Annotated in this window: 13 protein-coding genes; 4 read left to right on the forward strand and 9 right to left on the reverse strand. The window is 63.1% G+C overall.

The genetic code is table 11. The annotated features are described in order from the left end of the window. Window positions 1–19: 19 nt before the first annotated feature. The 6 genes from AACH87_RS18325 to uvrA form a co-directional block, all read right to left on the reverse strand. On the reverse strand, window positions 20–982 hold the full coding sequence (locus tag AACH87_RS18325) for a tripartite tricarboxylate transporter substrate binding protein (RefSeq protein WP_338795960.1): 963 nt from the start codon (window positions 980–982) through the stop codon (window positions 20–22). Window positions 983–1129: 147 nt separating this feature from the next. Further along, on the reverse strand, window positions 1130–1561 hold the full coding sequence (locus AACH87_RS18330; RefSeq protein WP_338795961.1) for an Lrp/AsnC family transcriptional regulator: 432 nt from the start codon (window positions 1559–1561) through the stop codon (window positions 1130–1132). 70 nt (window positions 1562–1631) lie between these two features. Continuing rightward, window positions 1632–2003 (reverse strand): hypothetical protein, encoded by a 372-nt coding sequence (locus tag AACH87_RS18335; RefSeq protein WP_338795962.1) that lies wholly within the window; start codon window positions 2001–2003, stop codon window positions 1632–1634. A gap of 401 nt (window positions 2004–2404) precedes the next feature. After that, the gene (locus AACH87_RS18340; RefSeq protein WP_338795963.1) at window positions 2405–2911 is read right to left on the reverse strand and encodes a hypothetical protein; all 507 of its coding nucleotides are present in this window, start codon (window positions 2909–2911) and stop codon (window positions 2405–2407) included. 503 nt (window positions 2912–3414) lie between these two features. Then, window positions 3415–6204 carry a polysaccharide deacetylase family protein gene (locus AACH87_RS18345; protein ID WP_338795964.1) on the reverse strand — a complete coding sequence of 930 codons (2790 nt, stop codon included), beginning with the start codon at window positions 6202–6204 and terminating at the stop codon, window positions 3415–3417. Between the two features lie 90 nt (window positions 6205–6294). Beyond that, a complete protein-coding gene (uvrA, locus tag AACH87_RS18350) occupies window positions 6295–12093 on the reverse strand; it encodes an excinuclease ABC subunit UvrA (RefSeq protein WP_338795965.1) in 5799 nt (1932 codons plus the stop codon). Window positions 12094–12529: 436 nt separating this feature from the next. Here uvrA and AACH87_RS18355 point away from each other — a divergent pair, with 436 nt between their 5' ends. Continuing rightward, window positions 12530–13642, forward strand: coding sequence for an ABC transporter substrate-binding protein (locus AACH87_RS18355; protein ID WP_338795966.1), 1113 nt, complete (start codon window positions 12530–12532; stop codon window positions 13640–13642). Between the two features lie 154 nt (window positions 13643–13796). Continuing rightward, window positions 13797–14915 carry an ABC transporter substrate-binding protein gene (locus AACH87_RS18360; RefSeq protein WP_338795967.1) on the forward strand — a complete coding sequence of 373 codons (1119 nt, stop codon included), beginning with the start codon at window positions 13797–13799 and terminating at the stop codon, window positions 14913–14915. Window positions 14916–15018: 103 nt separating this feature from the next. Here AACH87_RS18360 and AACH87_RS18365 read toward each other — a convergent pair whose 3' ends face one another. Together AACH87_RS18365 and AACH87_RS18370 are read right to left on the reverse strand one after the other, a co-directional pair. Then, window positions 15019–15207 carry a hypothetical protein gene (locus AACH87_RS18365; RefSeq protein WP_338795968.1) on the reverse strand — a complete coding sequence of 63 codons (189 nt, stop codon included), beginning with the start codon at window positions 15205–15207 and terminating at the stop codon, window positions 15019–15021. Between the two features lie 150 nt (window positions 15208–15357). Next, entirely contained in the window at window positions 15358–17022 is a 1665-nt protein-coding gene (locus AACH87_RS18370) for an MFS transporter (protein ID WP_338795970.1), read from the reverse strand. Window positions 17023–17458: 436 nt separating this feature from the next. Between AACH87_RS18370 and AACH87_RS18375 the strand changes: the two genes are divergently transcribed. Both AACH87_RS18375 and AACH87_RS18380 read left to right on the forward strand, forming a co-directional pair. Beyond that, the gene (locus AACH87_RS18375; RefSeq protein ID WP_338795971.1) at window positions 17459–17767 is read left to right on the forward strand and encodes a DUF485 domain-containing protein; all 309 of its coding nucleotides are present in this window, start codon (window positions 17459–17461) and stop codon (window positions 17765–17767) included. Beyond that, window positions 17764–19518: a cation acetate symporter gene (locus AACH87_RS18380; protein WP_338795972.1), complete on the forward strand. Its 1755-nt coding sequence runs from the start codon at window positions 17764–17766 to the stop codon at window positions 19516–19518. The genes AACH87_RS18375 and AACH87_RS18380 overlap by 4 nt, the downstream gene beginning before the upstream one ends. Window positions 19519–19963: 445 nt before the next feature. On the opposite strand, the gene AACH87_RS18385 is transcribed toward AACH87_RS18380, so the two are convergent. Next, complete coding sequence (locus AACH87_RS18385; RefSeq protein ID WP_338795973.1) at window positions 19964–20923, reverse strand: porin; 960 nt, start codon at window positions 20921–20923, stop codon at window positions 19964–19966. Between the last annotated feature and the right edge of the window lie 34 nt (window positions 20924–20957).

The raw sequence follows: 20957 nt of genomic DNA on the forward strand, positions 1-20957 counted from the left end.
GCCCCTCTGCGGGCCGATTTCACGTGGGCTTCGCCAGCCCCAGCTTCTCGACCAGCGCCTTCTCGCGCGCAAAAGTCTCTGCCGCAAACTTCTGGTACGCGGCACTGCTCATGTACATGGGCACCATGTCGTAGCGGGCCAGGGCCGTGCGGTAGCTTTCCTGCTCCATGGCCTGCTTGAAGGCGTCGTGAAGGCGCTTGACCACCGGGGCAGGCGTGCCCTTGGGTGCGCCAATGCCAAAGGGCGAGTTCTGCACCAGGTTCAGGCCCAGCTCCTTGAGCGTGGGCGCATCAGGGAACTTGGCCAGGCGCTCCGCCCCCCAGGTGTTGAGTACGCGCAGCTTGCCTGCCTCCACCTGCGGTGCAAAGCCGGTGGAGTCGGCGGCCGCCATGATCTGCCCGCCCAGGATGGACTGCATGAGGTCGGCACTGCCCTTGTACGGCACATGCAGCAGCTCAATGCCCAGTTGCTGCGCAATCAGCTCCATGGTGAGGTGCGGGCTGGTCATGGTGCCGGTGGAGCCGTAGCTGAGCTTGCCGGGGTTGGCCTTGGCCCAGGCCACAAAGTGCGTCCAGGTCTTGAGCGGCGAATCGGCAGGCACCACCACACCAAAGGCGTAGCCCGTCACGTTCAGCACGTAGCTGATGTCCTTGACCGGGTCCCAGTTGATCTTGGTGGTGTAGGGCAGGCGGAACACCCCCAGCGGGATCTGCGCCACCGTGTAGCCGTCGGCTGGAGAGGTTTGCAGCTGCTGCGCGGGTAGCGTGCCTCCTGCACCGGGCTTGTTCTCGACGATCACGGGCTGCCCCAGGATCTTGCTGGCACCATCGGCCAGTGAGCGCATGGTGATGTCGGTGGGCCCACCTGCGGGGAAGGCGATGATCAGCTTGATGGGCTTGCTGGGAAAGCTCTGCGCCTGGGCCAGGAAAGCGGGCGCTGCGAGACTGGCGGCACCCCATTGAAGAACACGGCGGCGTTGCATGGCGGGCTCCTGAAAAGCGAAGGAAAAGAGTTCACGGATTGGACCGCGACCTCTCTACCCACGTCATGCAGAAAACCCCTAGGAACTCTGCCCACCTGTCACCAAGGCGGCACCCGCGCCACAGCCTCAGTGTTCACGCCAGCACGGTCAGGCCTTGTAGGTGGACAGCAGAATGCTGGTTTCCGTATTGGCAATGCCCGGCGTGAGGCGAATGCGGGTCAGCGCCGCATCAAACGCCTCCAGGCTTTCGGTGCGCACCTCGGCCACGATATCCCAGCGCCCGTTGGTGGTGTGCAGGGTGCCCACGGCAGGTTCGCCACGCAGGCTGCGGATCACCTCGGGGGCGGCATTGCCCTCCACCGCAATGCTCATCCACGCGCGGATGCGCTGCGGCTCGGTATCAGGCCGCAGGCGCACGGTGTAGCCGGTAATGACACCACTGTCCTCCAGCTTGCGCAGGCGGTTCTGCACCGTGCCACGGGCCACCCGCAGCTTCTGCGCCAGCACGGCCACGGGCGTGCGCGCATCGGCCCGCAGGATGCTGAGGATTTCGCGGTCGGTGTCGTCGAGGTGGTTCATGGCGAAATAATGCTTTTTGTGCCCTGGCGCTCATGAATCAAGCGCAGGCAGCTATATTTTTAATAGCAAATCAGGATGAAGGCGGATCGGCAGAGTATGTCTGCAACCGGGCATCGCAGCCACTGCCCGCAGAGATCCAGCGCCGGGCCAGGCGTGCGGCCCACGGCGCAAGCCAGCGCCAGCGCGGGCCCAGCACTTGCTGCGGCTGGCTCACCATGCCACACCAGTAGCGCTGGTCCGCATCGCTCCAGCGCAGCGCCACGCAGCTGCCCCGCGTGCGGCGCGACACCAGCATGCCCAGTGGGCAAGGCTCTGCCAGGCAGCACAGGCCGCAACCGTTGCATGCAGCACCTTCAGGTGGTTTGGCAGGTGCAGCAGGCTGCAGCCACACCACCGGCGCTGTGGCGGCATCCGCAGATGCGTGACGCGCCTTGTCACGCATGCGGCAACCTCTGGCGTGGCAAGTTCAGCGCCAGCTGCGGGGCATGCGATGGGGTGGTGGTTTGCACTGGTGGAAACTCCGCACAGGTGGAGAGGCAATGGCTGGGCCGGATGGCGATTGTGCGGCACAAAAAAACCCCGCTGGCCATCGCGGCAAGCGGGGAGAAAGGCCGGTCCAAAGGGAGGGAGAGGAAAAAACCGGCCTGAGGGGAATGCAGGAGCAACAGGAGTTGGGATAAGAGCGGCTCACAAAACTCAGCGCAGCGGTTCTGGTCAGGCGCTGCGTCGCAGGCAGTACACGTGGTACGACAAGACGTGGCAACGACGCCAGAAGAGTTTTGTGAGCCGCTCTAAAGGCAGCCGAGCCGAAGAAACTTTTCTCGGGCCTGGCGGCCTCACACATCAGCAACCACTGGGGCGGTTGGGCCGCATCGGCACAATGCCGCTGACCTTCAGGGTGCTGCCCGAGCCGTCCGAAGCAGTGAGGGTCTTACCCGAGAAACGCACCTGGTTGTTGTCGCGCTCGACCGAAGAGTCTGCTGCATCGCCACTGGCGTATTCCTTGCCCGCAAAGTTGAGGAACACCTGGTACGTGACCGTGCCATTGATCTGGTAGCGGATATCGCCAAAAGCCGTAGCGTCCGAGCCCACCTTGTTGGCCCCGTCAAAGCGGAAGGTGCACACCTCGGGCGACGAACCCACGGGGTTCTTCTTGTCCACATCGGTCAGGTTGAGAGAACCATTGCCGTAGATGCCGTTGAGGCCGTCCACCGTTGCGCTGGTGACCGTGAGCACGCCGGTCTCGTTGCTGGGGGTCGGATCGTCATCATTACCTCCACCGCACGCCACCAGCATGGTGGTGGACAGGGCTGCGACAGACAGAAGAAGGCTTCGTGGGTTCAGTGGCATGGGAATCGCTCCAGTATCAGGTTTGAAAAACGATGACATGCCGCACAGGGTCTGCACCCGGCCTGCTCAGCCTTGGGGTGCCTTGTCATCGATAGCTGGATGCTAGGAAGGCGCGGACCACAAGCACGTCGTCCCAGCCACATGCAACGCGTAGGAAGAAGCCGCGCGGCTGCGTCAGGTGTCAGTGGCTGCAATCTGCCCTCCGAGGTGCCCTCCGAAGTACTCTCCGATGCCCCGTCTGATCGGCGTCACGACGCCTTCAGACCAAAAAAAACCCGCCACCAGGGCGGGTTAAAAGCCGATCAAATTGAGGGAGGGAGGGTTCGATCGGCCCAGGGGTTGATTGCTGCGGTGCGAATGATTCCGCAACCACCATGTTCTGACTTTATTCGGCCACTGCCCCGCAGCGTGTCAGAGAACGAGGGGGCGGCTTGTAGGACCGAACCTACACACCGACACCCCGCACGGCGAGTGCTCAACCTCGCACCCTGCCACGGGCCTTTTCAGAGCCCCAGCTTCTCGCGCAGCTTGTCCGCCCCCGCCGCCTTGGGGGCCAACTCCAGGTAGGTGGTGTAGGCCTTGCGGGCGCGGTCGGCCTCACCGGCTTTGTCCAGTGCATCGCCCAGGTTCAGGTAGGCCACGGCGCGGGATGGGTCCATGCGGATGGCGTTATCGAACCACCGCGCAGCCTCCACAAACTTGTCTTGCCGGTAATAGATGAAGCCCAGGTTGTTGGCCGCCAGCGCAAAGTCGGGGCGCAGCTTGAGGGCTTCGGTGAACTGGGCCTCGGCCTGTTCGTACTGTTTCTCGCGGTAGAGCTGCAGGCCCCGGTCGTTGGCGCGTTGGGCCAGCTGGCGGTTGGACAGCGTCACCGCCTGCGGGGGCGTGATCTTCTGGTCGTTGCCCTGCAAGTCCTTCACCACCACGGGCGCCACCACCTTGGGCACGGGGCCTGCGGCGCTGGGTGCTGTGGTGCCCGCCTGCGACGCAGGGGCAGCAGCGGGCTTGGCGGCATCCAGCCGGGTGTTCATGGCAATCGCTTCGCTGCCCAGCTGGGTGCTTTGCGCGCTCAAGAACTCGGTTTCGGTGGGCAGCTCAAACACAAAATCACCGCCCTCCGAGCCGGGCAGGCTGCCAAACGCAGGCGTCTGGCTGGATGCCGAAGCCACTGCGGGGGCTACATAAGCGGCCAGCTCGGTGGCGGTGATGATGCCGTCACCGTTCAAATCGCCCTTGCCGCCCAGGCCCTGCAGCAGCGCCCAGGTGAAGACCGAGTGGCCATTGGGCCCTCCATCGGCCACCAGCTGGTCCGCCCCACCGGCCGTCAGCATTTGCCGTCCCACGCGCTTGAAGTTGTCACGCAGGAAGTTGGCGTTGCCGCCCCCGCGCGTCAGGCCCAGGCCGCTGTAGCAGGCGTCCATCACAAACAGCGTGTGCTTGGCCGTCACGCTCTCGGCAATGTTCTGCAGCTCGCTCATAGGGATGGCGTCGGTCGCGAACTGCTGCGGGTCGGAATCGACGGGAATGATGTAGCCCAGATCGCGCCCCGAGGTGAGCTTGCGCGTGGCCCCGTGCCCGGCAAAGAAGACAAACAGGCGGTCGTTCTTCTGCATGCCGCTGTGGGCCAGCTTGTCGTGGAAGGCCGCGAGGATGTTGGCACGGGTGGCGTCCTTGTTCTCCAGCGTCACGATGCGCTCGGCCGCAAAGCCGAACTTCTGGATCAGCGCCTCGCGCACCGATCGGGCATCGCGCACCGCGTACTGCAGGCGCGGCCAGCGGGCGTACTCATCAATGCCCACCACAATCGCCCACGACTGGCCGTAGCTGCCCGCCGTGGCCGCAGCCGGTGCGGCAGCCGCCGCCGCGCTGGGCGATGGGCCGCCCTTGGGCACCACAAAGGCCTTGCCATCCCAGGTGGCGAACTGGTAGCCATCGGCCACCAGCTTGGCCAGAATGCCCGGCAGCGCCTTCACGGTGCGCTCGTGAATGTCGTGGAACAGGATGATGCCGCGGCCTTCCTTGTCCACGGTAGAGAGCACGCGCTGCGCGATGGACGCAGGCACCGGGTCCGCCCAGTCGAGCGAGTCCACGTTCCACATCACCGAGCGCAGGTGCGCGCTGCTCAGAATGTCCATGCCTTCGGCATTGCGCGCACCGTAGGGAAAGCGGAACAGCGCAGAGCGGCGCTCGTCCACCGAGGTGAGCAACTTGTCCGTCACCAGAATTTCATCGCGCAGGGCATCGCCACTGCGCTTGGACAGCTGGGCATGCGTCAGGCTGTGGTTGGCCAGCACATGGCCAGCGTCCTGCAGTTGCTTGCTGACCTGCGCGCGCGCATGCAGGTGGGGCTTGCCATCGGCCCCCACCGTGCCCAGGTTGCTTCCCACCTGGAAGAACACCGCAGGCACGCTGTACTGCTTGAGGATGGCCGCAATCTCGGGCGTGTAGGTGCCGTGCGGGCCATCGTCAAACGTCAGCACAATGGTCTTGGGCGGCAGCTCACGCCCGTTCAGCTCTGCGCCTTCGGTGTCTTTGGCTTTGTTCTTGCCCTTGCCGCTGTCGGCCACCGGAGGCTCGGGGTACGGCAACACCACGCCGTGGTCGCGCAAGATGGCCTCGCGCGTGTACAGGCGCTGCAGCTGGGCCACGTAGTCGTCCCAGCGCTCGCGCTTCAAGGTGATGCCCCGGCTTTCAAAGCGGCCAAAGACCTCGCGGATTTCTTTTTCGTAGTTGCGCTCGATCTCGGCCAGCGCGTCCAGGTCTTCGCCCATGCGCTTGTGCAGCTTGATGGCGGGTAGCGAGCCATCACGCGCCATCAGCGCCTGCCACTGGCGCAGCACTTCGCGAAACGCCAGGCGGTCGGCATCGAACAGCTCGGGGTCGCTCTCCACATAGTCGAGCAGCGCAGGCAGCACCTGCAAGCGCATGCGGGGCTCGGCCAGCGGGCCCTCTTCCAGCAACGCCACCAGCTCTTTGCCCTTGGCGATATTGGCGTGGAACAGTGCCATGCCCGCCTGGTTGGCCGCAGCCTTCTCCGCCGCCCCCAGCTTGGCCTCGTCGGCCAGCAACACGATGATCTTGCGGTAGTTGGCCAGCACCTCGCGCAGCGGGGCCATGGCACGGGCAGGCGCATCAGCACTGGCAGACGCCGTGCCTTGGGGCCCGCCCCCCTTGGCGGAGCCTTCCACCGCCTGCGGCACCACCGCACGCCCCTGGCTCCACGCCCACCAGCCCCCCGCAGCGGCCACTGCCACGGCAGCGCCTGCGGCCGCCCCCCATAGCGCCTTCTTCATTGCTTGCGTCCCTTGTTGTGATCAGATTTGGGGCCGCAGGATACCGCAGGCACGGCCGCGTGACCTTGCCTGCGATCAGAGGCGAAGGACTCAGCGCGCCAGCACCGGCCCCAGCGCCTTGCCCGTGTGGGTGCCCAGGCGCACCAGGTCCTCGGGCGTGCCGGCGGCCACGATACGGCCGCCATCCTTGCCGCCTTCGGGGCCCAGGTCGATGATCCAGTCGGCCTCGGCGATCACGTCCAGATCGTGCTCGATGACCACCACGCTGTGTCCGCCATCGACCAAGCGGTGCAGCACGCGGATGAGCTTGTGCACGTCGGCCATGTGCAGGCCCACGGTGGGCTCGTCCAGCACGTACAGGGTGTGCGGGGCTTTCTGGCCTCGGCGGCCCACCTCGTCGCGCACCTTGGTCAGCTCGGTCACCAGCTTGATGCGCTGCGCCTCGCCGCCGCTGAGCGTGGGCGAGGGCTGGCCCAGGGTGAGGTAACCCAGGCCCACGTCTTTGAGCAACTGCAACGGGTGCGCAATGCTGGGCATGCTGGCAAAGAACTCCACCGCCTCGTCCACCTCCATCTGCAGCACATCGCCGATGCTCTTGCCGCGCCAGGTGACGGCCAGCGTTTCGGGGTTGAAGCGTGCGCCGTGGCAGGTTTCGCAGGGCACCTTCACGTCGGGCAAGAAGCTCATCTCGATGGTGCGCACGCCTGCGCCTTCGCAGCTGGGGCAGCGGCCCTCACCAGTGTTGAAGCTGAAGCGCCCGGCGGCGTAACCGCGTGCCTTGGCCTCCAGCGTTTCGGCAAACAGCTTGCGGATGGTGTCCCAGAAGCCGATGTACGTGGCGGGGCAGCTGCGCGGGGTTTTGCCGATGGGGGTCTGATCCACCTCCAGCACGCGGTCAATGGTTTCAAAGCCTGCCAGCCCGGTGCTGCCCACGAGGGCCGGGGCCTTGCCTGCGTCCATGGCATCACGGCCCGCTTTGGTACTGCGCTGCTGCACCCAGGCCTGCACGTTGGTCAGCAGCACATCGCGCGCCAGGGTGGATTTGCCGGAGCCGCTCACGCCCGTCACGGCCACCAGCCGGTTCAGTGGCACGGCCACATCCACCTGCTGCAGGTTGTGCAGGTGTGCGCCGTGCAGGCGCAGCCAGTGCAGGGGCTTGTCGCCACCCTGCTCTGCATCTTTTAGGCCTGTGGCGCTTGCTGGTTGAGCGCTGGCCGCTACCAAATCCATAGCATCCACCGCCCGGCGTGCCTGCAGCGGGTGGCGCATGGCGTGCAGCAGGTAGCGGCCGGTTTGCGAGTCTTCTGCGGCCTGCACATCGGCCACGCTGCCCTGCGCCACCAGGCGGCCACCGCGCTTGCCGGCGCTGGGGCCAATGTCGATGATGTGGTCGGCGCGGCGGATGGTGTCCTCGTCGTGCTCCACCACCACCAGCGTGTTGCCCTTGTCACCCAGCTTGTGCAGGGCGTTGAGCAAGATCTGGTTGTCGCGCGCGTGCAGGCCGATGGTGGGTTCATCCAGCACGTAGCACACGCCTTGCAGGTTGCTGCCCAACTGCGCCGCCAGGCGAATGCGCTGGGCCTCGCCACCGCTGAGCGTAGGCGCGCCCCGATCCAGCGTGAGGTAGCCCAGGCCCACTTCTTCCAGAAACTCAAGGCGGCTCTGGATCTCGGGCACCAGGTCGCGGGCGATGTCCGCCTCGCGTTGCGTCATGCCACCGGCGGCCCGCAGGCCCTCCACCCAGCGGCGTACATCGCTGACGGAGAGCGCGGCAATGTCGGCAATGCCCACACCGGCAAACTTCACGGCGCGGGCCGTGGCGTTCAAACGCGTGCCCTGGCAGGTGGGGCAGACGGTGGTGCCGTCCAGGTCTTCCACCTCGGGCTCGGCAAAGGTCTGCTCGCGGCCTTTTTCCTTGTCGGCCAGCACCGAGTCGTCAAACACCTTGCGCTGCTCTTTGGTGAGCTTGACGCCCGTGCCCACGCAGTCGGGGCACCAGCCGTGCTTGCTGTTGTAGCTGAACAGGCGCGGGTCCAGCTCGGCATAGCTGGTGGCGCACACGGGGCAGGCGCGCTTGGTGGAATACACCTGCAAATGCCCGATGCCCGCCGTGGGCGCACCGCTTTCCATGGCGGCGGCCAGGGTGCCGATGCTGGAGAGGACATGCACCACGCCTTTGCCGTGCGTGAGCGCATCGGCCAGCGCGGTGCGCAGGGCGGCCTCGTTCTCAGGCGAGACATCGAGGCTGGCCACAGGCAGCTCGATGGTGTGTTCCTTGAAGCGATCAATGCGCGGGAAGTTGGAGGTCGGCAGGAAGTTGCCATCCACACGCAGGTGCGTGTAACCGCGTGGGCGGGCCCAGTCGGCCAGCTCGGTGTAGACGCCCTTGCGGTTGACCACCAGCGGCGCGAGCAGGCCGATGTGCTGGCCACGGAACTGCGTGAGCAGCTGCGCGGCAATGCTCTCGGGCGTTTGCGGCTGTACGGCAGCACCATCGTGCACGCAGTGCTGCGTGCCGAGCTTGACGTACAGCAGACGCAGAAAGTGCCACACCTCGGTGGTGGTACCCACGGTGGATTTGCGCCCGCCGCGCGAGAGGCGCTGCTCAATCGCCACGGTGGGGGGGATGCCGTACACCGCGTCCACCTCGGGCCTGCCAGCGGGCTGCACGATGCTGCGGGCGTAGGCGTTGAGGCTTTCAAGATAGCGGCGCTGGCCTTCGTTGAACAGAATGTCGAACGCCAGCGTGGACTTGCCCGAGCCACTGACGCCGGTGATAACGTTGAACTTGCCACGTGGTACGTCCACGCTCAGGCTCTTGAGGTTGTGCTCTTTGGCGTTGACGATTTCAATGGCGTTTTTAGCCAAATTGCCCTGTAGCGCATGTCTTTCTTGCGCAAGCAGCTCCTGTTTTCGTAGCACGGCGGCTTTTTCGTGCACCGAATGGCCGCCCACGCCCAGCGCCAGTTCGTAGTCGCGCAGGGCCTGGCCGGTGTGCGATGTGGCGTGCTCGCGCACGTCTTCGGGCGTGCCTTCGGCCACGACCAGACCACCGCCCACGCCGCCTTCGGGCCCCAGGTCAATGAGCCAGTCGCTGGCGCGGATCACGTCCAGGTTGTGCTCGATGACGATGAGCGAATGCCCGGCCTCCAGCAGCTTGCGCAGGGCGCGCATGAGCTTGGCAATGTCGTCAAAGTGCAGGCCGGTGGTGGGCTCGTCAAACAAGAACAGCGTGCCTTTGCGGGCCACGTTCTGGCGCGACTTGGCGGCGGTCTTGGCCGCCTCGGCCAGAAAGCCCGCCAGCTTGAGCCGCTGCGCCTCGCCACCGCTGAGCGTGGGCACGGGCTGGCCCAGCGCCACGTAGTCGAGCCCCACATCCACAATGGGCTGCAGGGCGCGCACCACGTCCTTGTCGCCCGCGAACAGGGCCACGGCCTCGGCCACGGTGAGTTCGAGGACGTCGGCCACGTTCAGAGCCCGCCCGCCGCGTTCGATGGTGATCTCCAGAATCTCGGGCCGGTAGCGCTTGCCGTCGCAGTCGGGGCAGCGCAGGTACACGTCAGAGAGGAACTGCATCTCCACATGCTCAAAGCCCGAGCCCCCGCAGGTGGGGCAGCGCCCATCGCCGCTGTTGAAGCTGAACTTGGCCGCCGTGTAGCTGCGCTGCTTGGCCAGGGGCGAGGTGGCATACAGCTCACGAATGCTGTCCCACGCGCCCACGTAGCTCACGGGGTTGGAGCGTGCCGTCTTGCCGATGGGCGACTGGTCCACAAACACCACATCGGCCAGATGGTCCGCGCCCAGCAGGCGGTCGTGCGCACCGGGTGCCTCGGTGGCCTTGCCAAAGTGGCGCATCAGTGCGGGGGCCAGCACGTCCTGAATCAAACTGGACTTGCCTGAGCCGCTCACGCCGGTCACGGTGACCAAGCGCTGCAGCGGAAACTCCACCGACACATCGCGCAGGTTGTGCTCGCGCGCGCCTTCCAGGATGAGGCGCGGGGTCGAATCGGTGACCATACGCTTGAAGCCAAAGCCCACCTGCTTGCGCCCGCTCAGGTAATTGCCGGTGAGGGTGTCGGCCTGACGCAAATCGGCCGTGGTGCCGTCAAACACAATGCTGCCGCCCTTGCGGCCCGGGCCGGGGCCCATGTCGATCATGCGGTCTGCCGCCAGCATCACAGCGGGGTCGTGCTCCACCACCACCAGGGTGTTGCCCGCATCGCGCAGGCGCAGCATGGCCTCGGTGATGCGGTGCATGTCGCGCGGGTGCAGGCCAATGCTGGGCTCGTCCAGCACAAACAAGGTGTTGACCAGGCTGGTGCCCAGGGCCGTGGTGAGATTGATGCGCTGCACCTCGCCGCCGCTCAAAGTGCGGCTTTGCCGGTCGAGCGTGAGGTAGCCAATGCCCACGTCGCACAGGTATTTGAGGCGCGCGGTGATTTCTTCGTGCAGCAGTTTCAGCGCCTGGGCGTCGCCGCCCTTGGCATCGTCGCCCACCGGCAACTGCATGCGCGCAAAGAACTGGCGCAGGCGGTCTATGGGCAACAGCATCAGGTCGTGCAGGCACAGCCCGGGCAAGGACTCCAATTGCTCGCGCGACCACTGCACGCCTTGAGGCATAAAACGCTGGCCGGGATCCATCACTGCGTCGGCGTCTTCCTTGCGGCCGATGCGCCACAGCAGGCTCTCCGTCTTGAGCCGCGCACCTGCGCACACCGGGCACGGCGTGTAGCTGCGGTACTTGGACAGCAGCACACGGATGTGCATCTTGTAGGCTTTGCTTTCCAGGTAATCAAAAAAGCGCTGGATGCCGTACCACTGCTGGTTCCACTTGCCGTTCCAGTTCGGTGATCCTTCAATCACCCACTTTTTCTGCTCGGCCGTGAGCTGGTACCAGGGCGTGTCGCGCGGAATGCCCGCGGCCTCAGCATGGCGCATGAGGTCGTCTTGCGCCTCTTGCCAGGCGGGCGTCTGGATGGGCTTGATCGCGCCCGAGCGCAGCGTGAGCTTGTCGTTGGGGATGACCAAGCCCCAGTCCACCCCGATCACCCGGCCAAAGCCCCGGCAGGTGTCGCACGCACCTACGGCCGAGTTGAACGAGAAGGCGGAGGGAATGGGCTCGCTGTAGCGCAAGTCGCTGTCGGGGCAGTGCAGGCCGGTGGAGAAGCGCCACAGTTCGGGCTCGCCTTCATCAACCAACCGGTACACATTGAGCCGCCCGCTGCCACGCTTGAGCGCCACCTCGATCGCCTCCACCACGCGCGCGCGCTCGGCGCCGCTCCAGCGGAAACGGTCGGCCACCACATCCAGAATTTTGCGTTCACCCTCGTCCCGCTCGGCCTGCACCTTGGTAAAGCCGCTGGCCGAAAGCCATTGCTCCACCTGTTCGGCGCTGGTGTTGGCAGGCAGCTCGACCGGAAACGTGAGCACGATGCGCGGGTCCCCCGCCACCGCGCAGCGCGCTGCCAGCTCGGCATAGATGGTGTCGGGCGAGTCGTGCCGCACGGGTTGCGCCGTCTGCTTGTCAAACAATTGCCCCGCGCGCGCAAACAGCAGCTTGAGGTGATCGTTCAGCTCCGTCATCGTGCCCACGGTGGAGCGGCTGGAGCGCACGGGGTTGGTCTGGTCGATGGCGATGGCGGGCGGCACGCCCTCTACGCGGTCTACCGCGGGCTTGTCCATGCGGTCCAGAAACTGGCGCGCGTAGGCACTGAAGGTTTCCACATAGCGGCGCTGGCCCTCGGCATACAGCGTGTCGAACACCAGGCTGGATTTGCCCGAGCCGCTGGGGCCGGTCACCACCGTCAGCTCGCCGGTGCGGATGTCCAGGTCCAGGTTGCGAAGGTTGTGCTGGCGTGCGCCACGGATGCGGATGGTTCCCTGGGTCATGTGGAGGCTTTGCTGGTGGTATGGGGTAGGAGCGGCTCACAAAACTCAGCGTAGCGGCCCTGGCTAGGCGTTCCGTTGCAGGCAGGACGGCCCGATACGGCCAGACGGGATAACGACACCAGGGGAGCTTTGTGAAACGCTCTGAGGCGGAACATTCTAGGCAGCGCCTACTGACACCGTATTGGCAGCAGCGCGAGACCCTTGGGACTGCTGTGGTGATCTGCGCCCGCTGTTGCAGAAGTAGCGGTTTGTACGGCTGCTGGCCGGGCGTGAGGCTCGTTGATGGCTCCCACGGTATGAGCACACGCGTCACTCCCGTGGCAAGGTGCGCGTCAGCTGCGGCAGCTATACCTGCGCCCCTTCCCTATTTGAGGGTTTGCCGGGTTGTCATACACAGCCAGTAAAGTAAGGTAACAAAAAATTAACCGGAGACACCATGAACACATGGAACAAATGCTGGGCCGCCGCGGCCTTGTGCATGGCATTGGGTACCGCCCAGGCGCAAATCGTCATCGGCCAGACTGCAGGCTTCAGCGGCCAAGTGGCGGCCGGGGTGAAAGAGACCACCGATGGCGCCAAGCTCTACCTTGACATGGTCAACAGCAAGGGCGGCGTGAACGGGCAGAAGATTGAACTGGTGTCGCTGGACGACAAGTTCGACCCCAAGCTGGCCGCCGAAAATGCCAAGAAGCTGATCGAAGAGAACAACGTGCTGGCCCTGTTCCTGAACCGGGGCACACCGCACACGGAAGCCATCATCCCGCTGCTGGACAAGCACGGAGTCCCGCTCATTGCCCCTTCCACAGGTGCAATGGTGCTGCACCAGCCGGTGCGCAAATACGTCTTCAACGTACGGGCCACCTACCAGCGCGAGGCTGAAAAGGCCATGACCCACTTGGCATCCATGGGCATCACCCGTATCGGCGTGGTGTACGCCGATGACAGTTTTGGAGCCGACGGCGTGACCGGGGCACAAAAGGGCCTTACAGCAGCCAAGCTGACACCCGTGGTGCTGGAGAAGTTTGACCGGGCCAAGCCCGACTTTGCCCCCATTGCCGCCAAGCTGGTGAAGGCCGATGCACAGGCAGTGCTGATGATTGCGTCAGGCTCTGCCGTGGTGGACGCCAACAACGCCATCCGCGGTGCGGGCTCTGCGGCGCAACTGGTCACTCTGTCCAACAACGCCTCCAGCGGCTTCATCAAGAGCCTGGGGGCCAATGCGCGTGGAGTGATCGTGACGCAGGTGTTCCCGAACGAACGCGCCGTGACATTCCCCATGGTGAAGGAAGCCCAGGAACTGGCCCGCGCGCAGGGCATGAGCGAAATCAGCCCGGCCATGCTGGAGGGTTTTGCTGCCGCCAAGGTGCTGGTGGAAGGCGTCAAACGTGCCGGGCCCAAGCCCACGCGCGAGAAGCTGCACGCGGCGCTGGAAACCATCCGCAAGTTTGACCTGGGCGGGCTGGAAGTGTCCTTTACCCCAGACGATCACACGGGGCTCGATTTTGCGGACTTGTCCATCGTGGGCACGGACGGCAAGTTCCGGCGCTGAGTCCTCACCAAGGGCAGCGTAGCCGCGCGCAGGGCAGATGCGGCGGCTATGCGACAGATGGGGCCAATGCCCCCACAGACAAAGACCACACGCGGCATTTGTCACCTTTTGTAAATAAACTAGGGCTCACTTACAGAGACAAGAGGAGCCCCACATGATTTCTTGGACTGCCTGGCTGCGCACAGGCACTGCACTGGCCCTGCTGGGCTGGGCCACATGCCAGGCCCAGTTGCTGGTGGGCCAGACCGTTGGTGTAACCGGCCCGGCGGCCGCTACGGTGCAGGAAGCATCACAAGGAGCCAGCCTGTACCTGGATGCCATCAACGCCAAGGGTGGCGTGGGCGGCCAGAAAATCGAACTGATCACGCTGGACGACAAATTTGACACCAAGCTCACGCTGGACAACGCGCGCACGCTGATTGAGCAAAAGGGTGTGCTGGCCTTGTTCATGACACGGGGCACGCCCCACACCCAAGGCTTGCTGCCCTTGCTGGAGCAGCACGGTGTGCCTCTGGTGGGCCCATCCACCGGCGCGATTGCCCTGCACAAGCCGGTGCAGAAGTACGTATTCAACGTGCGTGCGCCCTATCAGCATGAAGTGGAAAAAGCCATCAGCCACCTGAACACGCTGGGAATCAAGCGCATCGGGGTGGTGCATGTGGATGACACCTTTGGTGCCGATGCGCTGGCAGGGGCCATGTCCGGCTTCAAGGCCAACCACCTGGAACCGCTGTTCATCGAGAAGTTTGACCGGACCAAACCCGACTACAGCGCCATGGCACCCCGCGTCGCGCAGAAGCAGCCGCAGGCTGTGATCTTCGTCGGTACAGGGGCTGCAGTGGTGGATGGCATCAAGGCCCTGCGGGCGGCTGGCGTGGGCGGGCAGATCGTGACCTTGTCCAACAATGCCTCCGGGGGCTTTATCAAGGCCCTGGGAGACAGTGCCCGCGGTGTAGTGGTCACGCAGGTGCTGCCGTCAGAGCGATCGGTGAACTATCCCATGGTGAAGGAAGCCATGGAGCTGGCCCGGGCCAAGAACATTGCGGACCTGACACCCGCCATGCTGGAGGGCTTTGTCAGCGCCAAGGTGCTGGTAGAGGGCCTCAAGCGCGCTGGCCCCAAGCCCGACCGCACCAAGCTGCACGCCGCCCTGGAGAGCATCAAGAAGTTCGATCTGGGGGGGCTGGAGCTGTCGTACAGCCCCACCGATCATTCAGGCCTCGATTTTTCTGACCTGGCCATCATTGGAGCCGACGGCAAGTTCAAGCGCTGAAATCCCGGTCTGCTTCTTCACGGCCTTCTTCGCAGCCTTCTTCACAACACAAAAGGCCCGCCTCTCTGACGAGGGCGGGCCTTTTTGCCTTTAAGGACTGCGATCAGGAAGCGCTAGCAGCAGAAGCTGGAGCCATAGGGGCAGCGGCCGGCGCGCTGGCGGCGGGCTCGGGTGCATGCACAGCATCTGCACCATGCTTTTCACCGCCCATGTCTGCCTTGTCACCGGCTTTGAGGATCACAAAAATAGACAGCGCCGCAAACAAGGCAAAACCAACTGCAATCTTCCACATACAAGTCTCCAGAGATAGGGGTTGTTCAACGAAGGCGCTTCAGACGATGCAACGATTCCAAAGCGCCTTGGTTCAACACAGGGCCCGGCCCGTGAAGGCGGGCCCTGATGAGAAGCGTGACCTCGGAAATGCAGGTCACGGCAGCACACATCAATCGTTGGCGTAGATGTCCACGTCCTTGGTTTCCTTGATGAACAGGCCACCAATCACTACCGTGGCGGCAGCGATGATGATGGGGTACCACAGGCCGTTGTACATGTTGCCGGTCTGCGCCACGATGGCAAAGGCCGTGGTGGGCAACAGGCCACCAAACCAGCCGTTACCGATGTGATACGGCAGAGACATGGAGGTGTAGCGGATACGGGTGGGGAACATTTCCACCAGCATGGCAGCAATAGGGCCGTACACCATGGTCACCAGCAGCACCAGGTAGGTCAGGATCACCGTGACCATGACCTTGTCGATACGCGCAGGGTCTGCCTTGGTGGGGTAACCAGCAGCCTTCAGGGCATCTGCCACGGCCTTCTTGAACTCGCCATCTTTCTTCTTGGCCTCGTCTGCAGGCAGGCCCTTGCTGCTGTAGGAAGTGATGGAAGTCTCGCCAATCTTGATGACCGCAGGCGAGCCTGCTGCACCAGCAGAGTTCTCGTAGCTCACGGAAGCACCGGCCAGCACTTGCTTGGCAATGTCGCACGAGCTGGTGAACTTGGCGGTACCGGTGGGGTTGAACTGGAAGGAGCACTCGTTGGGATCCGCTACCACCACCACCTTGTTCTTGGCCTGGGCTTCAGCCAGCGCGGGGTTGGCCGCCTTGGTCAGCGCACCAAACACCGGGAAGTAAGTGATTGCAGCCAGCAGGCAACCTGCCAGGATGATGGGCTTGCGACCGATCTTGTCAGACAGGGCACCGAACACGATGAAGAAGGGTGTACCGATCAGCAGCGAGATGGCGACAAAGATGTTGGCCGTGGCCCCATCCACCTTGAGCGCCTGCGTCAGGAAGAACAGCGCATAGAACTGGCCGGAGTACCACACCACAGCCTGGCCGGCTGTCAGGCCCACCAGCGCCAGAATCACGATCTTCAGGTTCTTCCATTGGCCGAAAGACTCGGTCAGCGGAGCCTTGGAGGTTTTGCCCTCGGCCTTCATCTTCTGGAAGGCGGGGGACTCGTTCATGGACAAACGAATCCACACCGAGATACCCAGCAGCGCAATCGACACGATGAATGGAACACGCCAGCCCCAGTCGGCAAAGGCTTCTTCGCCAGTGATGGTGCGCGTACCCAGAATCACCATCAGCGACAGGAACAGCCCCAGCGTGGCGGTTGTCTGAATCCAGGCCGTGTAGGCACCCCGCTTGCCGTGCGGTGCGTGCTCTGCCACATAGGTCGCGGCACCGCCATACTCACCACCCAGCGCCAAGCCTTGCAGCAAACGCAGGATGATCAGGATGACTGGGGCGGCCACGCCGATGGAGGCATAAGTAGGCAGCACACCCACGATAAAGGTGGACAGACCCATGATCAAAATGGTGACCAGGAACGTGTACTTGCGGCCAATCATGTCGCCCAGACGGCCGAAGAAGATGGCACCGAACGGACGCACGATGAAGCCCGCAGCAAATGCCAGCAGCGCAAAGATGAACGCCGAGCCGGCATCCAGGCCACTGAAGAATTGCTTGGCGATGATGGCTGCAAGCGAGCCATACAGATAAAAGTCGTACCACTCGAAAACGGTACCCAGCGATGAGGCAAAGATAACCTTGCGCTCCTCGGGTGACATCGGCCGCGGTGCGGGATGAACTGTTGTTGCCATGGTGTGTGTCTCCTGTATAGGTTTTTTCGGATGCGAAAAAAGGCGCTACACCGACGAGCCCTCCCGCTCCGTGAGGCGCAATATCTGATGGTCATCTGACCGAAAACTGACAAAAGTCATGGCGCTCCCGCGCACTTCTGCGTGGCTGCGGCCAGAGGTCAGGCCACGCTCCGGTTCAACCCTGAGAGCTTTTTTCTTGATGTGGGAAATGGGGTCGTTTGGCGTCTGAAATGGCCCTGCATGGGCCTTCCTACCCGTAAGGCGTTGGGGTAAATCCTGACCCTCTACCTACGGGTCAACCCTGCCAAGGACAAACCCCTAGACAAACGACCTTGCAGCGTAAGTGGGCGGTCAGTCCGCGTTTCCAGAATCCGCCCCAGCATGCAGCAAGCCCCATGACGTGCTGCGCAAGATCCCAAAACCGAAGGAGATAAGCATGACGGACCCCGTGGCAGAACGAATCCAGAGCCACCCCAAGTACCTGGAACTCAAGCGTGAACGCAACCGCTTTGGCTGGCTGCTCACGGCCCTGATGCTGCTGGTGTACTACGGCTACATCGCACTGATTGCCTTCGACAAGGCCTTCCTCGCACAACCCATTGGCAACGGCGTGACCACGCTGGGCGTGCCCTTGGGGTTTGGTGTGATCGTCTTCACCATCGCCATCACCGGCATTTACGTCCGTCGCGCAAACGGTCGCTATGACGCGCTGACACAGGCCATTCTCAAGGATGCCGCCAAATGAAAAAGAATCTGACTTCACGCGGCTTCACCACCGCAAAAGCAGCCCTTGCCTGGGCCGGTCTGGCTTGCCTGGGCACTGCAGCACATGCCGCAGGCGGCGATGTAGGGGAAGCCGCCAAACAGGCGACCAACTGGACCGCCATCATCATGTTTGCCCTGTTTGTGGCGGGCACCCTGTGGATCACCAAATGGGCGGCCGCCAAGACTCGGTCGGCTGCAGACTTCTACACCGGTGGCGGTGGAATCACGGGCTTTCAGAATGGCCTGGCCATTGCGGGTGACTACATGTCTGCGGCGTCCTTCCTGGGTATTTCTGCTGCCGTGATGGCCAGCGGTTATGACGGGTTGATCTACTCCATCGGCTTTCTGGTCGGCTGGCCGGTCATCACCTTTTTGATGGCAGAGCGCCTGCGCAATCTGGGCAAGTTCACCTTTGCTGATGTGGCTGGTTACCGGTTCCAGCAGACTCCTATCCGTGCCTTTGCTGCCAGCGGTACGCTCGTCGTCGTGGCGTTCTACCTGATCGCGCAGATGGTGGGTGCAGGCCAGCTGATCAAACTGCTGTTTGGTCTGGACTACTGGATCGCCGTGGTGCTGGTGGGCGGCCTGATGATGGTGTACGTGCTGTTCGGTGGCATGACAGCGACCACCTGGGTACAGATCATCAAGGCCTGCCTGCTGCTCGCGGGTGTTACCTTCATGGCCTTCATGGTCATGGCGCAGTTTGGCTTCAGCCCTGAGGCCCTGTTTGCCAAGGGCGTTGCGGTGAAGACATCGATTGCGGCCAACTCGGGCAAACCTGCAGAAGAAGCGGCCAAGATCGGTCTGGCCATCATGGGCCCCGGCGGCTTCATCAAAGACCCCATCTCTGCCATCAGCTTCGGCATGGCATTGATGTTCGGTACCGCAGGCTTGCCACACATCCTGATGCGCTTCTTCACGGTGCCAGACGCGAAGGAAGCACGCAAGAGCGTGTTCTGGGCCACCACGTGGATCGGCTATTTCTACGTGCTGATCTTCATCATTGGCTTCGGAGCCATCACTCTCGTGCTCACCAACCCTGAGTTCTCCGACACAGTCACCGGCGTCATCAAAGGCGGGGCGGGCACAGCCAACATGGCAGCCGTACTGGTAGCCAAATCGGTGGGTGGAGACGTGTTCTACGGCTTCATCTCGGCCGTGGCGTTCGCCACGATCCTGGCGGTGGTGGCGGGTTTGACACTGTCGGGTGCATCCGCCGTATCACACGACCTGTACGCCACAGTGTTCAAGCAGGGCAAGGCTGACAGCGCTGCAGAGCTGCGCGTATCACGCATCACTACGCTGACATTGGGCGTGGTCGCCGTGGTGCTGGGCATCGTGTTTGAAAAGCAGAACATCGCGTTCATGGTGTCTCTGGCCTTCGCCATTGCAGCATCGGCCAACTTCCCGGTGCTGTTCATGAGCGTGCTGTGGAAAGACTGCACCACCAAAGGAGCAGTGATTGGTGGCTTCATGGGACTGGTGTCGTCTGTGGGCCTGACGGTCGTGTCTCCGTCGGTATGGGAAGCCGTTCTGGGTAACCCCAAAGGCAGCGCCCTCTTCCCTTACACGTCGCCTGCCCTGTTCTCCATGGCCATTGGCTTCGTAGGCATCTGGATCTTCTCGCTGCTGGATCGCAGCGCTACCGCAGCCCGAGAGAGGGCCGCATTCCCGGCGCAGCAAGTCCGATCGGAAACTGGCCTGGGCGCCTCTGGAGCTTCGGGACACTGAGCTTCCAAGCCCCAAAAACCAAAGGCGCTCCCCAGTCACATGGGGAGCGCCTTTTTTCTGGCTCATCGTTCATACGCGGATCAGAGAAACAGGCCCTGCATTTCCATTTCAACGCACTTTGAAAACCGCTCTCAGCTCATGCTTCATCAAACCCATGCAAAAGGCACCGAGCTACAGCCAGCTTCAGCGCTCAAGCTGGAAAGCATGAAGGTCAATTCAGTCCATTCATGACACCTATGCAGGCCTATTGGGAGGACACGTATTGCTCTGGATGTTCCAACTGACCCACACAGAGCCTCGGTCTAACTTCCGCAGTAATAGCACCCAGTAAATCACCTGCCTGGTCCATTCAAGACACCTAAAACAAAAGGCCCCGCATTCTTGCGAATGCGGGGCCTTGTATCTAGGCCATCCAGCAGAACGCGTCTGCTGGATAAAACTTCAATTAGAAGTTGTGGCGGATACCCACAGCGACGGAGCTGAAGTCAGCGCCAGCGGTGCCAGTCATGTAGGAAGCGTTACGTGCGTTGTTCACGTGGGTGTAGTAGCCGTACACCTTGGTGCGCTTGCTCAGGTTGTAGTTGTAGCCCAGTGTGTACTGAGTTGCATCGCTGTCGTTGATGCCCTTGTACTCGCCAGCGCGGCCCACGTTCACGTGGAATTCGGAAGCGCCCAGGTTGTAGGCACCAGCCAGACGCAGGGAAGTGCGCTTGCGGCCATCGGCACGCTCGTCACGTTGCACGTAACCGCCAACGGTGAAGGCACCGAAGGTGTACAGACCGCGGCCTGCGAACTGGTTCACGTCGCCTTGCTTGGTGTAGCCAGCGCCCAGGGCCAGAGCGCCCAGGTTGTAGTTGGCAGCTAGGTCAAAGGCGTTCTTGCCGGGCTTGCCTGTAGGTTGCTCGTGCAGAGCAACAGCGGCGTCCACAGTCAGGCCACCGAAGCTGGGAGTGCGGTAAGCGATCTTGTTGGCATCAGGCATCACGTAGGCGTAGAACGCGTCGGACGAAGAGCCTGTGTCGTGGTTGTGCATGCTGACGTAGTCAGCAGTTGCGTAGTAGGACTCAGCAGTGAAACGGCCCAGACGGACTGTACCGAAACCGCCAGACAGGTTCACTTCGCTTTGACGAGCGAAGAAACCACGTGCATCGGAAGCACCGGTGTCAGAGCTGAAACCGCTTTCCAGTTGGAAGCCAGCCTTCAGGCCACCGCCCAGATCTTCGGTACCCTTGAAACCGAAGCGGGAAGAGTTGTTGAACAGACCAGTGGTAGTCACGTCGCCGCTTTTTTGGCGTTCCACGGTGGTGTTCACGCGACCATACAGAGTCACGCTGCTTTGAGCGAAAGCAGCAGTGCTGCCAACCAGGGCCAGCACAGCCAGTGCCAAACGATTCGTCTTTTGCATGAGGTTTCCTTGTTTGCTTTTAGTCCATCAGGAG

It is taken from the genome of Acidovorax sp. DW039, assembly GCF_037101375.1.
Taxonomy (GTDB): domain Bacteria; phylum Pseudomonadota; class Gammaproteobacteria; order Burkholderiales; family Burkholderiaceae_C; genus Acidovorax.

Excerpts from the sequence above, each read along its gene's own strand:
- AACH87_RS18340 (WP_338795963.1), bottom strand. The coding sequence starts at position 2,911 with ATGCCACTGAACCCACGAAGCCTTCTTCTGTCTGTCGCAGCCCTGTCC.
- AACH87_RS18330 (WP_338795961.1), bottom strand. The coding sequence starts at position 1,561 with ATGAACCACCTCGACGACACCGACCGCGAAATCCTCAGCATCCTGCGG.
- uvrA (WP_338795965.1), bottom strand. The coding sequence starts at position 12,093 with ATGACCCAGGGAACCATCCGCATCCGTGGCGCACGCCAGCACAACCTT.
- AACH87_RS18365 (WP_338795968.1), bottom strand. The coding sequence starts at position 15,207 with ATGTGGAAGATTGCAGTTGGTTTTGCCTTGTTTGCGGCGCTGTCTATT.
- AACH87_RS18355 (WP_338795966.1), top strand. The coding sequence starts at position 12,530 with ATGAACACATGGAACAAATGCTGGGCCGCCGCGGCCTTGTGCATGGCA.
- AACH87_RS18345 (WP_338795964.1), bottom strand. The coding sequence starts at position 6,204 with ATGAAGAAGGCGCTATGGGGGGCGGCCGCAGGCGCTGCCGTGGCAGTG.
- AACH87_RS18335 (WP_338795962.1), bottom strand. The coding sequence starts at position 2,003 with ATGCGTGACAAGGCGCGTCACGCATCTGCGGATGCCGCCACAGCGCCG.
- AACH87_RS18380 (WP_338795972.1), top strand. The coding sequence starts at position 17,764 with ATGAAAAAGAATCTGACTTCACGCGGCTTCACCACCGCAAAAGCAGCC.
- AACH87_RS18370 (WP_338795970.1), bottom strand. The coding sequence starts at position 17,022 with ATGGCAACAACAGTTCATCCCGCACCGCGGCCGATGTCACCCGAGGAG.
- AACH87_RS18375 (WP_338795971.1), top strand. The coding sequence starts at position 17,459 with ATGACGGACCCCGTGGCAGAACGAATCCAGAGCCACCCCAAGTACCTG.
- AACH87_RS18360 (WP_338795967.1), top strand. The coding sequence starts at position 13,797 with ATGATTTCTTGGACTGCCTGGCTGCGCACAGGCACTGCACTGGCCCTG.
- AACH87_RS18325 (WP_338795960.1), bottom strand. The coding sequence starts at position 982 with ATGCAACGCCGCCGTGTTCTTCAATGGGGTGCCGCCAGTCTCGCAGCG.
- AACH87_RS18385 (WP_338795973.1), bottom strand. The coding sequence starts at position 20,923 with ATGCAAAAGACGAATCGTTTGGCACTGGCTGTGCTGGCCCTGGTTGGC.